The sequence below is a fragment of the Streptomyces sp. NPDC039480 genome (assembly GCF_055597165.1).
The window spans coordinates 30,986-46,635 of the sequence record NZ_JBVITX010000020.1 but is presented as its reverse complement, the minus strand read 5'-3'; the positions used below and the strand labels follow the sequence as shown (position 1 = coordinate 46,635).

The window sequence follows — 15,650 nt, the reverse complement described above, 5'->3', positions numbered from 1 at the left end:
TCCACGCATCACACTCGCGACAAGACGGGACAAGACGACCATGACCTGGCTGATCACCGGCGGCGCCGGATACATCGGGGCGCACGTCGTCCGCGCCATGACGGAGGCGGGCGAGCGGGCCGTGGTCTACGACGACCTGTCCACCGGCGTCGCCGAGCGCGTCCCCGACGGGGTGCCGCTGGTGGTCGGTTCGGTCCTCGACGGCGAGCTGCTCACCCGCACCTTCGAAGAGCACGGGGTCACCGGCATCGTGCATCTGGCGGGCAAGAAGCAGGTCGGCGAGTCGGTCGAGCGCCCGCTGCACTACTACCGCGAGAACGTGGAGGGCCTGCGCGCCCTCCTGGACGCCGCGGTCTCCTCGGGCGTCGCCCACTTCGTCTTCTCCTCGTCCGCCTCGGTGTACGGCATGCCGGAGGTCGACCTCGTCACCGAGGAGACGCCGTGCCTGCCGATGAGCCCGTACGGCGAGACGAAGCTGGCCGGCGAGTGGCTGGTCCGCGCCACGGGCCGCGCGCACGGGCTGACGACGGCGTCCCTGCGCTACTTCAACGTGGCGGGCGCGGCGGCTCCCGAGCTGGCCGACACCGGTGTCTTCAACCTCGTCCCGATGGTCTTCGAGAAGCTCACCGACGGGGAGGCCCCGCGCGTCTTCGGCGCGGACTATCCCACGCCCGACGGCACGTGTGTACGCGACTACATCCACGTCGTCGACATCGCCGAGGCCCATGTGGCGACGGCCCGCAAGCTCGCGGCGTCCGCGCCCGGCACGGATTTCGTCTTCAACGTCGGACGCGGCGAGGGTGTCTCGGTCCGCGAGATGACGGACCTGATCAACGAGGTCACGGGGTACGACACCCGCGCCGAAGTCACCTCGCGTCGACCCGGGGACCCGGCCCGCGTGGTCGCCTCCGCACACCGCATCGCCACGGAACTCGGCTGGTCCGCGAAGCGTGACGTCCGCGAGATGGTCGCGTCGGCGTGGGAGGGGTGGGTGCGGCTGCACCCCGGGGCCGGACGGAACTGACCACCTCCTGAGGGGCCCTCGGAACCAACCCCTGGGGAAACCCCTCAGAGCGCCCGCAGCCCCGCCGCCGTAGCCGACGCCAGTCGGCTCAGGTAGCCCTTGGGGAGGTCTGTCCTGACCACCACCGCGCGCCAGTAGAGCGGGCCGGAGATCAGGTCCAGGGCCAGGTCCTCGTCGGCGGTCTTCCGCATTTCGCCCCGTTCCACGGCCGCCTTCACGATGCCGCTCGCCACGCCGTGCTGGCCCTCGCGCAGGGCCTTCTGGAGCGCTTCTGCGATCTCGGGGTTGCGGGCCGCCTCTGCCTGGAGGTCCGGGATGATCTGGGAGGCGACCGGGTGGCGCAGTGCGCGCGAGGTCACCTCGTAGAGCAGGCGCAGGTCGCCTTCCAGTGAGCCCGTGTCGGGGGCCGGCAGGCCCTGCACCGCTATGGCCGACACCAGGTCCAGGACCAGGTGCAGCTTGGATCGCCAGCGGCGGTAGACGGCCGTCTTGCCTACGCCCGCCCGGCGGGCGATCCCCTCGATCGACATGCGCGCGTAGCCGACGGAGGCCAGCTCCTCGAAGACGGCCGCCCTGATCGCCTCGGTCACGTCCTCGCGGAGCACGGCCGCCCCGGCGGGCGCCCTGCGGCGCGGCTGTTCACCCTGTGGCCTGCTCGTGGTCATACGGCAAGCATAGAGCGTCACGACGATACGGTTGCGTTCCGACGTCGCATCGTCCTACTCTCGGCGTGGCGACGATACGGGTCCGTCCCGACGTGCCCGGCGTACGCCTCCCCCTCCCTCCGAGCGAAAGCAGCGGACGTGAGTCAGGTCCTCGACGCAGCCCCGCCCGCCGCCACGGCGGCCCCCCTCTCCCCCGCCGAACTGGCCGCCCTGCACGGCCTGAGCGTCAGCGGTGCCCGGCCCTCCCTGCCCGCCTATGTCCGGCAGCTGTGGCAGCGCCGGCACTTCATCACCGCCTTCGCGACCGCCAAGCTGACGGCCCAGTACAGCCAGGCCAAGCTCGGCCAGCTCTGGCAGGTGATGACCCCGCTCCTGAACGCGGCGGTCTACTACTTCATCTTCGGCGTGCTCATGAACACCAAGCACGACGTCGAGGACTACGTCCCGTTCCTCGTCACCGGCGTCTTCGTGTTCACCTTCACGCAGGCCTCGGTGATGGCGGGCACCCGCGCGATCTCCGGCAGCCTCGGGCTGGTCCGCGCCCTGCACTTCCCACGGGCCTCGCTGCCCATCTCGTACTGCCTGCAACAGCTCCAGCAGCTGCTGTTCTCCATGGGCGCGCTGCTCGTGATCCTGCTCTGCTTCGGCGTCCCGCCCACCGCGTCCTGGCTGCTCGTGGTGCCGGTCCTCGCGCTCCAGTTCACGTTCAACACCGGCCTGGCGCTCGTCATGGCGCGGCTCGGCAGCAAGACGCCGGACATCGCGCAGCTGATGCCGTTCGTGCTGCGCACCTGGATGTACGCGTCCGGGGTGATGTGGAGCATCGACGCCGTCCTGAAGGACCAGCACCTGCCGCGCGTCGTGCAGGCCGTCCTGGAGGCCAATCCGGCCGCCGTCTACATCGACCTGATGCGGTTCGCGCTCATCGACACCTTCCGCGCGGACCAGCTCCCGCACCACGTCTGGGCGTGGGCCCTGGGGTGGGCACTGCTCGCCGGGGTCGGCGGGTTCATCTACTTCTGGAAGGCAGAGGAGACGTACGGCCGTGGCTGACACCGGGAACGCCCCCACCGTGATCGTCGACGCCGTCGACATCGTCTACCGCGTGCACGGCGCGGGCGCCACGGCGGGGCGCGGCGCCGCCACCGCCGCGCTCGGCCGGATCCTGAAGCGGGGCGACTCCGGCGGCGTACGCAAGGTGCACGCCGTCAAGAACGTGTCCTTCACCGCGTACAAGGGCGAGGCCATCGGCCTCATCGGCACCAACGGCTCGGGCAAGTCCACGCTGCTCAAGGCCGTCGCGGGGCTGCTGCCCGTCGAGCGCGGACGCATCTTCACCGACGGCCAGCCCTCGCTGCTCGGCGTCAATGCCGCCCTGATGAACGACCTGACCGGCGAGCGCAACGTCCACCTCGGCGGCCTCTCGATGGGCATGTCCCGCGAGCAGGTCAAAGAGCGCTACCAGGAGATCGTCGACTTCTCCGGGATCCAGGAGAAGGGGGACTTCATCAGCCTGCCCATGCGGACCTATTCGTCGGGCATGGCGGCCCGCCTGCGCTTCTCCATCGGCTCCGCCAAGGACCACGACGTGCTCCTCATCGACGAGGCACTCGCCACCGGCGACCGCTCCTTCCAGAAGCGCTCCGAGGCCCGCATCCGCGAGCTGCGCAAGCGCGCGGGCACGGTCTTCCTGGTCAGCCACAACAACAAGTCGATCCGCGACACCTGCGACCGCGTGCTGTGGCTGGAGCGCGGTGAGCTGCGGATGGACGGCCCCACGGCGGACGTACTGAAGGAGTACGAGCGTTATACAAACCCGAACAGGTAGCCCTTTTGTCGTACCAATGCGCGGATCCTTACACTATGGGAGCGTTTAGCAACAGAAGGAGTGCGCGTGCAGCCACGGCTGAGTGTTGTCGTCCCCGTCTACAACGTCGAGCTCTACCTCGACGAGTGCCTGGAGTCCCTGGCGGCCCAGACGTTCACGGACTTCGAAGTGATCATGGTCGACGACGGGTCGACGGACGGCAGCGCGGTGATCGCGAAGGCCTTCGCGGCGGCCGATCCGCGCTTCCGGCTCATATCCCAGGAGAACAAGGGCCTGGGCGCGGCACGCAACACGGGTGTGCGGGAGATGTCGCCCGACAGCGAGTACCTCGCGTTCGTGGACAGTGACGACACCCTGCCGCCCACGGCGTACGCGCTGCTGATCGAGACGCTCGACGAGACCGGCTCGGACTTCGCGGCGGGCAACGTGACCCGCTTCCGCTCCGCGGGCCACGTCCAGTCGCCCGTGCACCGCGTGCCCTTCGCGGCGACCCGGCTGCGGACGCACGTGTCGAGGTTCCGCCCGCTGCTCACCGACCGCACCGCGTGGAACAAGGTCTACCGCCGTACCTTCTGGGAGCGGCACGGGCTCGCGTACCCGGAAGCCATGCTCTACGAGGACGCGCCCGTCAGCGTCCCCGCGCACTACCTCGCCGAAGCCGTGGACGTGCTCAGCGAGCCGATCTACAACTGGCGCGAGCGCGAGATCGGCGAGCGCTCCATCACGCAGAACCGCACGAACCCGCAGGGGCTCATCGACCGCGTGAAGTCGATCCGCATGGTCCGCGAGTTCATGCTCGCGCGCGTCGGCGAGGACCCGATGTACGCGGAGCACCTTCGGGTCTACGACAACAACGCGCTCGCCGAGGAGATCCCCCTCTTCTGGCGGGTCCTGCCGGGCTCGGACGCCGCGTACCAGGAGGCGTTCCTGGAGCACGTGGGCCGGCTGGTCCGCGAGATCGGCCAGGACGCGGTGCGCGCGCTGCACGTCCCGCACAAGCTGAAGCTGTATCTGACCGTGCACCGGCGCCTCGACGAGCTGATCGCGCAGCTGGAGTTCGAGAAGGAGCACCCCGGCTCGATCCCCGTCACCGGGACGCTGCACCCGAAGGCCGACTACCCCTTCCTCGACCCGGCCTCCCCCGTCCCGGACGCCGTCCTCCGCCTCGACCCCGAGCTGCGGCTGCGCAGCCGCCTCGACGCGGCCGCCTGGCACGACGGCAAGCTGTGGCTGTCCGGCTGGGCGTTCCCGCGCCAGCTCGGCGCCGAGTCGCGGAGCAAGGCGCTGAAGTCGCTGATCCTGAAGGAGAAGGGCAGCCGCCGCACGGTGCTCGTGCCCGCGCGCAGCCACCTCGACCCGGAGGCGACGGTGGCGTCCGGCGCCGAGTTCCGGCACGCCGACTGGGCGGGCTTCGGCGCGCTCGTGAACCCCGCGCGGCTGCGGCACCGCGGGAAGTGGGTCGACGGGCTCTGGTACGTGCGCATCGCCGTGGCGGGCACGGGATCGACCCCGCGGCGCGGTCCGCTCTATGGCGCGGGTACGGGGTCCGGCCAGACTCCGCCCGCGCACTGGGTCACCGAGGACGTCCGCGTCGCCCCGCAGATCCAGGACGGCGAGCTCGCCCTGCGCGTGGAGACGGCGCACGCACGCGCCCTCGAGGTCCGCGCCGAGGGCACCGGCCTCCTCGTACGCGGCATCCTGCGCACCGCCCCCGCCGGCGAGCCCCGGCTCCGCATGCGCCACCGCGAGTCCGGCACGATCCTGACGGCCCCGCTGACCCTCGACGCCCCGAAGGACGGCCGCGTCCCCTTCACGGCCCGGATCGACACGGCATCCCTGACGAACACCCGCAAAAACCACGAACGCCTCCGCCCCACCCAGGCAGAACGCTCAATAGCCCGCTGGGACATGTCCATCGAGATCACCCCACCCACGACGAGCGCCCTACCCACTCCCGCCGCGGCCAGCGAGACCGCCCCCGCTGCGGCCGGCCAGACCGCTCCCGCTGTGGCCAGCCAGGCCGCTTCTGCTGCGGATGGCCAGGCCACTCCCGCCGCGGGCGACCAAGCCGCTCCCGCTGTGGCCAGCCAAGCCACTCCCGCCGAGGGCGACCAAGCCGCTCCCGCTGTGGCCAGCCAAGCCACTCCCGCCGAGGGCTGCCAGGCCGCTTCTGCTGTGGGCAATCGTGCCGCAGGGCGGCACGGGTGGGCACAGCCCACGGTGCCGGGTGCGGAGACCGAGGCTTCAGTCAAGACGACCCGTCTTGCCCTCATCCTGGACGACAGGGAAGGCTTCTCGGGCGCCCAGTTCGCGCAGGGGGACAGCTCCCGCACTGTCTACGCCCGGCGCAGCCCGGGAGGCTACCTCCAGCTCTGCGACCAGCCCGTCCAGCCCCTGGTGGACCGAGTCTCCGTACAGCCCGACGGCACCGTCACCCTCACCGGCAGCTACCCGGCGAAAGGCGTCCACGACCTGGAACTGGTCCTCCGCCAGACCTGGTCGGGCCACGAGTACACCTTCCCGGCGAAAGCGACCGACGGAAGGTTCGAGGCCCGCTTCGTCCCCGCCCCCACCCACCGCTACGCCGGCGCCACCCCCCTGCGCGCCGGCTTCTGGTGGCCGTCCGTACAGAAGCCGGACGGCACCCGCACCGCCGTCCAGCTCGCCCCGCCCGTCCACGCGAACCTCCCCCTGGAGGTGGAGGCGCACGGCAAGCGCGTCGAGCTCCAGGCCCGCCAGTACGACCAGCTCGCCCTGATGGCCCACTCCGAGCTGCGCCCCGACGAGCGCAGCCGCCACCGCCAGACCCGGCTGCGCACCGAGGCCTACCCGGCCGCCCGCCACGAGCCGCTGCGCGAGGCCGTCCTGTACGACGTGTTCGGCGGCCGCATGTACGGCGACTCGCCGCGCGCCATCCACGAGGAGATGGTCCGCCGGGGCCTGCCCGTCGAGCACCTGTGGGTCGTCAAGGACGGCCAGTGCGAGGTCCCGGCCACCGCGAAGGCGGTCCGCGTGCACAGCCCCGAGTACTACGAGGCGATGGCCCGCTCCCGCTACATCGTCGGCAACACGCACTTCCCGCGCTGGCTTGAGCGCCGCGAAGGCCAGCAGATCGTCCAGACCTGGCACGGCACCCCGCTGAAGCGGATCGGCTTCGACTTCGACAACGACCACTTCGCGAGCACCCAGTACCTCACGGACCTGGACCGCGAGCGCCACCAGTGGACGATGCTGCTCTCCCCCAACCGGTTCAGCACCCCGATCATGCGCAGCGCCTTCCGCTTCGGCGGGGACGTCGACGGCGAGCTCCTGGAGGCGGGCTACCCGCGCAACGACGTGCTGCTCGCCCCCGACCGCGCCGAGCGCGCCGCCCGCGTACGCCGCGCCCTCGGCCTGCCCGACGGCAAGAAGGTCGTCCTGTACGCGCCGACGTGGCGCGAGGACAAGCAGCGCCACCGCGGCGGTTTCCTCCTCGACCTGCGCATCGACCTGGCGAAGGCACGGCGCGAGCTGGGCGACGACCACGTCCTGCTCGTCCGGCCGCACGCGCACATCGTCGAGCCGGTGCCGGGCGCGGGCGACGGCTTCGTGTGGGACGTCGCGAGCTACCCGGACATCATGGACCTGCTCCTGATCGCCGACGTCCTCGTCACCGACTACTCCTCGGTGATGTTCGACTTCGCCGTGACGGGCCGTCCGATGCTGTTCTTCACGTACGACCTGGAGCACTACCGCGACCGCCTGCGCGGCTTCTACTTCGACTTCGAGAAGCGTGCGCCGGGACCGCTGCTGCCCACCTCCGACGAGCTGATCGCCGCGCTGCGCGACCTCGGCGCGGCGAGTGAGCCGTACGCGCGGGCGTACGACGAGTTCCGTGCCGAATTCTGCGACCTGGACGACGGCGGGGCCGCGCGCCGCGTCGTCGACCGGATGCTCGCCCACCGAGGGGCGGCCACCGTATGAGCACACATGAGGGGGACCCCGCGATGCCGGACCTGCCGCAGCTGAGCGTCATCGTCCACGGCCGCAACGTCCAGGGCCATCTCGGCGCCTGCCTCGACGGTCTGACCGCGCAGGTGTCGCCCGGCGTCGAGGTGATCGTCGCCGCGGTGGGCGCCTCCGCGCAGGCCGCCGCTGCGGGCCGGCCCGGCGTCACCGTCGTACCGCTGCCCGAGGGCACGGGCGACGGCGCGGCCCGCACCGCGGGCGCCGAGCGGGCGGCGGGCCGGTGGCTGCACTTCGTGCACAGCAAGGACAGCGTGCCGACGGGCGCCCCGCGCGCCGTCGCCGACCGCACGGCCGACCTGCCGGACGGCGTGGACGGCGCGGGTGGATCGGGCGGTGTGGACGTGCTCGTCGTCGACCACGTCCGCTCGACGTGGCGGCACCAGGGCATGCCGAGCCCCGACGGGAAGCACCTCGCCAAGCAGGGCCGCCGCGATCTGCCCCTCGCGGACTGCCCGAACCTCCTGAAGGTCACACCCCTGCTCGGCACCCGCGTCCTGCGGGCGGACTTCTGGCGGGCGCACCGCGACCAACTGGCCGTCGACGACGAGACGTTCGCCGCGTACGCCGCGCTGCTCCTCGCCGGCCGCGCGGCAGCTCTCGACCAAGTCGCCCTGAACGTAAGGGAACTGCGCACGGAGAGCCTGCCCACGGGACGGCCCGAGGAGCGCTACGGCGTCATCGACCGCTACGAGTCGCTGCTGCGCCTCGCCACCCGCCTCGGCCTGCCGGCCGCGCCCCGCGCCGCGCTCTACGACGTGATGGTCGGCGACTGCCTGCGGATCATCGCCCGCGAGAACCTGCCCGACCCGGTGCGCAGGGAGTTCTTCCACCGCGCGTCGAAGGCGGCGGTCGCCGGGCGGCCCGCGGGCCATCAGCACCCGGGCGGCCTGGAAGGGGTGCGGCGCCGCCTCCTCGAAGAGGACGCGTACACCAAGTACCGCACGTTCCAGACCGCCAACCAGCAGCGGCGCAAGCTCCGCTCGGCGGTCGTCTCGCGCAAGCACAAGGTGGGCCTCAAGGTCCGCGACCTGCGCTACCGCAGGGCCCTGGACCGCCCCGTCGACCCCGGCCTCGCGGTCTTCACGGCCTACTGGGACCGCGGCGTGGCCTGCAACCCGGCGGCGATCGCCGCGAAGCTCGCCGAACTCGCCCCGCACATCCACCCGGTGTGGGTCGTCTCCGCGGCCAACGTGCCGCTGCTGCCGCCCGGCACCGACCACATCGTGCCCGGCACGCCCCGCTACTGGGAGGTGATGGCGCGCGCCAAGTACCTGGTGAACAACGTCAACTTCCCCAACGCGATCGTGAAGCGCCCCGACGCGGTCCACCTCCAGACCCACCACGGCACGCCCCTCAAGCGCATGGGCCTCGACCAGCTCGACTACCCGGCGGCGGCCAAGGGCCTCAACTTCCACAGCCTGCTCGCCCGCGTCGACAAGTGGGACTACAGCGTCTCCGCGAACGGCCACTCCACCGAGATGTGGGAGCGCGCCTACCCCTCCAACTACACGTCGCTCGACCACGGTTACCCGCGCAACGACGTCTTCTACAGCGCGACGGCCGCCGACGTCCGCGCGATCAGGGAGCGGCTCGGCATCGCGCCCGGCAAGCGGGCGATCCTCTACGCGCCCACCCACCGCGACTACGAAGCGGCCTGGACCCCCCGCCTGGACCTGGCGACACTCGCCGACCGCCTCGGCGAGGACACGGTCCTCCTGGTCCGCGGCCACTACTTCTACGGCGGCGCGGCCTCCCCGCTGGCGGGCCTGCGCAAGAGCGGCCGGGTCATCGACGTCTCGTCGTACGACCCCGTGGAGGAGCTGGCACTCGCGGCGGACGCACTGATCACGGACTACTCCTCGATCATGTTCGACTACGCCAACCTCGACCGTCCCGTCGTCATCTACGCCGACGACTGGGAGACGTACGCGACGACCCGCGGCGTCTACTTCGACCTCCTGGCGGAGGCCCCCGGCAAGGTGGCGCGCACCCAGGAGGAGCTGACGGCGCTCCTCACCTCCGACGCCTGGCGCGACGAGGAGGCCACCAAGGCGCGGAAGGCGTTCCGTGAGCGCTTCTGCGAGTACGACGACGGGCGCGCGGCCGAACGTGTCGTACGCCGTGTCTTCCTCGGCGAGAGCGAGGACTCCCTGCCGCCCGTCACCCCGGTCGACGAGCGCACCCCGGCACCGACGCCCGAGGAGGCGACTCAGCGATGACTCCGACTCCTGACGTGACGGTCACCGTGATCGTCTACAACGACGCGGAACGCCTGCCGCGCGCGGTGGCGTCCCTGCGCCGCCAGACGCACGAGAACATCGAGATCGTCATCAGCGACGACCACTCGACGGACGACACACCGGAGGTCGCCCGCCGGCTGGCGGCCGAGGACGACCGCGTCACGTACCTGCGGTTGCCCGAGAACAGCGGCGGGTGCAGCGCGCCGCGCAACCGCGCGCTGGAGATCGCGCGCGCCCCGTTCCTGATGTTCCTGGACAGTGACGACGAACTCCCGGAGCGGGCAGTGGAGTTGCTGCTCGCCGCGCACCGCGAACGGGACGTGGACTTCGTGATGGGAGCGGTGGAGCGGGTCCGTGTCGACACGGGCCGTACGTCCACCTGGATGGCGCATCTGGTGGCCGAGCGGCGCACGGTCGAGGGCATCGAGGCGGAACCGGCCCTGCTCTTCGAGCACTTGTCGACCAGCAAGATGTACCGCCGTGAGTTCCTGGACCGGAACGGGCTGCGCTTCCCGGAGGGCATCCACTACGAGGACCAGCTGTTCTCGGCGCAGGCGTACTGTCTCGCGAAGTCCTTCACGGTGATCCCCGACCCCGTGTACCGCTGGTACATCGCGCCGTACGAGGCGGCGGAGTCGGCGTCGATCTCGAACCAGCGCCACAAGCTGTCGAACGTCCGCGACCGCGTCCATGTCCAGCGCCTGATAGACGAGTTCATGGAGACGAGCGGCCACACGGCGGCCCTCCGGGAGGCCAAGGACTACAAGTTCCTCAAGCACGACTTCCGGATGTACGCGGGTGACCTGCCGTACCGGGACGAGGAGTGGCTGTCGGGCTTCGCGTCCATCGTGACCCCGTACCTGGCGGAACTGTCCCCGGGCGCGTACGCCCGCCTCCCCCGCGCCGAACGCGTCGTCCTCCGGCTGGTCCGCGACGGGCGGCTGCCGGAGGCGCAGCTCGCGGCGCGCGGGCTCGGCCACGGGGTGGCGCCGCGCGAGACGACGGCGGACTCCGGCGGCCGCGTCTACTGGGGCCCGTACGTCCCGGAGACGGAGGCTTCCCGCACCGAACTGGACCTGACGGACCAGGGCCTGGACTCCCGCCCCTTCCCCAGCGCGCAATTCCGCCACGAGATCACGCGGGTGGAGCCGGGGCCCGGGGCCTCCGTCGACCTCTCCGTCCGCACGTACGACCCGGGTCTGCGGCTGCCGGTCGGCCCCCAGGTGGCCACGCTGCTGCTGGCCCCCGGCCGCCGCCGCATGAAGGCACCCTTCCGGCTGGACCCGGTCCGCCCCGGGGTGTTCGAGGGAACGGTACGCCTGGACCTGACGGCGGCCCCCCTCCCTCTGAACGGCTTCGAGGGCACCCGCCACCCGGTCCTCCAGCTGACGGCGGGCACACTCCGCAACACGTCCCTGCTCCTGGCCCCTCTGACCTTCCCCACGCTCAGGGCCCGCGTGGACTACCGGGGCGGGGCGCTGCCCCACGAGGTCACGGTGGAACCGGAGGGACGCGCATCGGGCCGCCTCCAACTCCGCTGGACCCCGGTGGGCGTCACCTCAAGGGTCATACGCCCCCTGACCCGCAAGGCAGCCACAAAGGCAGGCCCCCGCCTCCGCAAGGCAGCCCACCTAGCAGGCACCCTGACCCGCTGACCCCCGGGTCAGCCCACCCTCCCGACCCCGGGAGGCCGGGCTGACCCCACCCCACACACACCGCCTCACCCCACCTCACGCCACCCCACACGCACCGCCCCCTCCCCACCCACCCGCCCTCACCACCCCGTGGCGGGGCTGCCCCCAGCCATGACGGCCATGACGGCCATGACAGAGCCACCCCCAAGCCGCGACGACCGAGGCCGGGTTCCCCTCACGCCGTAGCGGCGAGGGCGGGGCTCCCCCCTCAAGCCATGGCCGGACTGCCCAGCCATGCCGGCCGGGCGGTGCCGCCTCACGCCGTGCCGGCCGGGCGGGCAGCGCTACCCCCACAGCGCGACGACCGCGGCAGACCCCCCTCACGCCGCGACAACCTAGGCAGGGGTCCCCCTCACACCACGGCAGCCGTGGCAGAGCTGCCCCCATGCCGCGACGGCCGAGGCGCAGCTCCCCCGCTCCCCCACCCGCTCCTCCCCCACCGCTACGGGGTAGGCCAACCGCCCCATCGGCCCCGCCTTCCCACCCCGCAGGGGTCTCCACGGCCAAGGTGCGCGCGGCTCCCGCGCCCGGGCAGGCGAGGCCAGGCAAGGTCAGGCCACGGCACGTGATTGGCTGCGTATGCCGAGCGGCAGCGAAGTCGCCGTGAACAAACCGGTCACCCAGGAGGACACCGTGAGCGACAGCGACAGCACATGGGTCAGTACCTCGATGCCGTACCTCAAGCCCCGCAGGGAGGGGCAGTCCGACGCCTGGGGTGAGGAGGCCGCCGCCCGTGGAGGCAAAGGCACCCAACGCATCGCACACGCAGGCGAGGTCCCGGCGCCGGACGACGTCGCCGGCCTGCTCCGGATCGCCGCCGGAGACCCGGTCGTCGTCCGCCGGCGCATCATCGAACTCGACGGCGCACCCTGCGAATTGACGGACACCTACTACCCCGTCGACATCGCCCGCGACACACCCCTCGCCGAGACCGGCAAGATCCGCGGCGGAGCCGTGACGCTCCTCGCCCGCCTCGGTCACGTAGGCGTACGCGTCCGCGAGGACGTGACCGCCCGTATGCCCGACGCCGACGAACGCGAAGCCCTGCGCCTGGGCCCGGACGAACCCGTCCTCCGGCTGAGCCGAGTGACGCTGGACGCCCAAGGAAACCCGATCCAGGCCGACCTGATGCTCATGCCCGCACACCGCCAACAGCTCCGCTACGAGATCAGCATCGGGTGACAGGGCCCCACCCGGGCGGGCTCAGCCCCGCACCACCTCGTACAGCACCTGCCCCTTAGGCCCGCCCCCCGCCCGGCGAAGGGCGGGGTCATCCACCCCCAAGCCCCCGTCCCCCGGGTACTGCACAATCCAGCGCACCCCGTAACGGCGCAGAACAGCCAGCCTCTCCGCGCGTGACGTCCCCGGTGCGAAATAGTCCCGCACCGCCGCCAACCGCTTCTCCTGGTCCGGCAGGAAGAAGTCGGGGTAGCCGGGGGCGACCGTATAGGGGCCGTACGCCGGGATCTGGCGGGAGGGGAACGTCTTCGCCAGCACCACGTCGCCGTATTTCACCTGCGGCGCCAGCCAGTCGTAACCCGTCCACGGGGCCCTGTACTTTGCCGCCACCGGGCCGGGCAAGGCCCCCTTCGGCAGCACATATCCCAGCGTTCCCGCCTGCGTCCACGCCCCGGCGAGCAGCGCCACCCCCAGCACCCCCGCGAGCGCGCGCCGCACGCCCGTCCGGCCCGCCTCGAAGACCTCCAGCGCCGCCGCCACCTGCGCGGGGATCAGGGCCGCCGGCAGCACCCTGCCCCACGAGTAGTGGCCGGTCAGGCCGCCCGCCGTGAACATCGCCGCGCCGAGGAGGAAGAACAGCACCAGCGGGTCCCGGTGGTCCCGTCGAAGGCGCAGCGCCAGCGCGGCCACGCCCAGCAGGGCCAGACCGAAGTGCGGCAGCAGGTTCCGGTAGAGCGAGCGGTGGATCTCCTCAAGACCGCCCACTCCGAAGAGGTCGAAGAAGGAGTAGTAGGGCCAGACCGCCAGCGCCACGAGCCCCACGCCCGAGCCACCCGCCAGCCGCGTCAGCACCGCCCGCGTCGGCCACGGCCGGGCGCCGAGCACCATCGCCAGCGCCCCGAACGACGCGACCACACCCGTGAACTGATGACTCAGCAACGTCACCGCCCACAGCGCCCCGAGCCCCAGAAAGGCCGCCCACCCCGCCCCCTCCCCGCCCAGGGCCTTCCGCAGCAGCGCCCACAAGTGGAAGGACAGGCCCAGTGCGAACGTACTCGGGTAAGAGACCGTCAGGGACAGGGAGTTGAGGCCGAGGAAGCCGCTCCAGTTGAAGAGTCCGGGGCCCCAGAGCAGGAGCAGGCAGAGCAGGGCCAGGGGCGGCGCGGCTCGCCGGGTGGTCAGTGTGCGTACGAAGTGCAGGACCCCCGTGACCAGCAAGCCCAGCCCCACCAGCGCGGCCACCCGCAGCACCACGAACGTGCCCAGCCCCGTCGCCTTGGCCAGGCAGCCGAGCAGCAGCATCCAGGGCGAGTAGTACGGGCTCGGGGTGTCGGCGTCGACCAGGGGGTTGCCCGGGTCGGTCAGGTCGTGGCGCAGGCGTTCGACGGTCGCCGCGTGGATGCCCAGGTCGCCCGCCCAGGGCAGGCGCACGATCACGAGAAGCAGCAGCACGATGACGAGGAGCGCCGCTCCCCGGACGCCCCCTCTGGCCGCTCCCCGTATGACCCCCTTAGCGGCGACGCGCATCGTGCTGGAAGACCCACGTCCGGTAGACCAGGAAGCGGAACGCCGAGGCGAGGACGATCGACAGTGCCTTGGCGATGTTCGAGCCGAGCGGCCCGCTCATGCCCGCCCCGTGGTACGCCGCGTAGAACAGGACGCTCTCCATCGCCACGCCGATACCGCTGAAGGCGAAGAAGAGCGCGATCTGCCGCTTGGTGCGCGAGGCGCGGTCGCGGTAGGCGAAGAAGCGGAAGCCGAGGTAGTTCGTCCCCATGGCGACGCAGCTGGCCAGCACCGTCGCCGTCATCGCGCCCGAGGCGGCGAAGCCGTGCAGGAGGAGGTTGAAGACCACGAGGTTCACGGCGACACCGCTGCCGCCGACCACGCCGAACTTCACGACCTCCAGGACCAGCCCGCGCAGCCGCGCGAGGGTGGACGGAGCGGCGGCGGGCAGCGCAGGGGCGGCCGACCCGACGGGACTCGCGGGCGCACTCGCGGCGGACCGGGCTTCCGCCAGAGCAGAGGCGGGGGCCATCATCCGCGCACCCCCGCACCCCGCCCGCCGCCCGCTCTCCCGTCCAGCCGCAGCTTCCACGGCATGACGACCGACTCCAGCTGCACCATCAGATTCATCTTCGACTCGCCGACCGTGCGGTCCTCGAAGTGGATCGGCACCTCCATGACGCCGAAGCCGCGGCGCAGCGCCCGGTACTTCATCTCGACCTGGAAGCTGTAGCCCGCGCTGTTCACGGAGGCGAGGTCGATGGCGCGCAGGGCGTCGGCACGCCACAGGTTGAAGCCGCCGGTGATGTCGCGGACGCGGGTGCCGAGGATGGTGCCCGCGTACGCGTTGGCCCAGCGGGAGAGCAGTTTGCGGTGGGCGCCCCACGCGTCGGAGAGCGTGCCGCCCTGGACGTACCGGCTGCCGATGACGACGCCCGCGTCCGTGGCGAGGGCGACGCCGAGCAGTTCGGCGGCCTTCTCCACGGGGTGGCTGCCGTCGGCGTCCATCTGGAGGACGTAGTGCGCGCCCTCGGCGACGGCCCGCGCCATGCCCGCCGCGTAGGCGCGGCCGAGGCCGTCCTTCTCGGTGCGGTGCAGGACGCTCATGCGGGCGCTGCCGTACCGCTCGGCGAAGCGTTCGGCGATGTCGCCGGTGCCGTCCGGGCTGGAGTCGTCGACGACGAGGAGGCGCAGGCCGGGCAGCGGGAGCGCCATCAGGGCCTCGGCCATGCCGGGCAGACTGCCCGCTTCGTTGTACGTCGGCATGACGACGGTCAGCGGCGTCGCGGCCCACGCCTCGGGCAGCCGGGCGGCGAGGCTCTCGGAGAGCTGCCCCGAGCCGTTCTCCGACATGTCCTGGGGGAGGTTCACTGTCACTGCTCAAGCCCTTCGACGAGGCGGGCGCACTGGTGTGCGAGGAACGGGACCCCGACTGCACATCGGATCTCGTACCGCCATCAGACAATCTCACCCACCTTAGACCGAATGTCTGAATTGACGGGGTAT

Annotated in this window: 11 protein-coding genes; 7 read left to right on the top strand and 4 right to left on the bottom strand. The window is 71.7% G+C overall.

Features of this window, described 5'->3' with window-relative positions; all coding sequences use genetic code 11:
• Positions 1–40: 40 nt before the first annotated feature.
• Positions 41–1,024, top strand: a complete 984-nt coding sequence (galE, locus tag ACZ56E_RS39395; protein ID WP_471221803.1) for a UDP-glucose 4-epimerase GalE — start codon at positions 41–43, stop codon at positions 1,022–1,024.
• A 44-nt stretch (positions 1,025–1,068) separates the two neighbouring features.
• Here galE and ACZ56E_RS39390 read toward each other — a convergent pair whose 3' ends face one another.
• Positions 1,069–1,689, bottom strand: a complete 621-nt coding sequence (locus ACZ56E_RS39390; RefSeq protein WP_471221802.1) for a TetR/AcrR family transcriptional regulator — start codon at positions 1,687–1,689, stop codon at positions 1,069–1,071.
• Positions 1,690–1,827: 138 nt separating this feature from the next.
• Here ACZ56E_RS39390 and ACZ56E_RS39385 point away from each other — a divergent pair, with 138 nt between their 5' ends.
• The 6 genes from ACZ56E_RS39385 (at position 1,828) to ACZ56E_RS39360 (ending at position 12,641) form a co-directional block, all read left to right on the top strand.
• A complete protein-coding gene (locus tag ACZ56E_RS39385; RefSeq protein WP_468601717.1) occupies positions 1,828–2,742 on the top strand; it encodes an ABC transporter permease in 915 nt (304 codons plus the stop codon).
• A complete protein-coding gene (locus ACZ56E_RS39380) occupies positions 2,735–3,517 on the top strand; it encodes an ABC transporter ATP-binding protein (RefSeq protein WP_471221801.1) in 783 nt (260 codons plus the stop codon). The genes ACZ56E_RS39385 and ACZ56E_RS39380 overlap by 8 nt, the downstream gene beginning before the upstream one ends.
• 66 nt (positions 3,518–3,583) lie before the next feature.
• Entirely contained in the window at positions 3,584–7,480 is a 3,897-nt protein-coding gene (locus tag ACZ56E_RS39375; protein WP_471221800.1) for a CDP-glycerol glycerophosphotransferase family protein, read from the top strand.
• Positions 7,481–7,512: 32 nt separating this feature from the next.
• A complete protein-coding gene (locus tag ACZ56E_RS39370) occupies positions 7,513–9,744 on the top strand; it encodes a CDP-glycerol glycerophosphotransferase family protein (RefSeq protein WP_471221840.1) in 2,232 nt (743 codons plus the stop codon).
• A complete protein-coding gene (locus ACZ56E_RS39365; RefSeq protein WP_471221799.1) occupies positions 9,741–11,420 on the top strand; it encodes a glycosyltransferase family 2 protein in 1,680 nt (559 codons plus the stop codon). Before ACZ56E_RS39370 ends, ACZ56E_RS39365 begins: the two co-directional genes overlap by 4 nt.
• Before the next feature lie 708 nt (positions 11,421–12,128).
• On the top strand, positions 12,129–12,641 hold the full coding sequence (locus ACZ56E_RS39360) for a GntR family transcriptional regulator (RefSeq protein ID WP_471221839.1): 513 nt from the start codon (positions 12,129–12,131) through the stop codon (positions 12,639–12,641).
• A 21-nt stretch (positions 12,642–12,662) separates the two neighbouring features.
• Here the strand turns inward: ACZ56E_RS39360 and ACZ56E_RS39355 are convergent, their stop codons facing one another.
• The 3 genes from ACZ56E_RS39355 to ACZ56E_RS39345 are packed head-to-tail and all read right to left on the bottom strand — an operon-like array spanning position 12,663 to position 15,497.
• Entirely contained in the window at positions 12,663–14,165 is a 1,503-nt protein-coding gene (locus ACZ56E_RS39355; protein ID WP_471221798.1) for a hypothetical protein, read from the bottom strand.
• Entirely contained in the window at positions 14,149–14,679 is a 531-nt protein-coding gene (locus ACZ56E_RS39350) for a GtrA family protein (protein ID WP_471221797.1), read from the bottom strand. Before ACZ56E_RS39350 ends, ACZ56E_RS39355 begins: the two co-directional genes overlap by 17 nt.
• Positions 14,676–15,497 (bottom strand): polyprenol monophosphomannose synthase, encoded by an 822-nt coding sequence (locus ACZ56E_RS39345; RefSeq protein ID WP_471221838.1) that lies wholly within the window; start codon positions 15,495–15,497, stop codon positions 14,676–14,678. The genes ACZ56E_RS39350 and ACZ56E_RS39345 overlap by 4 nt, the downstream gene beginning before the upstream one ends.
• Positions 15,498–15,650: the final 153 nt, after the last annotated feature.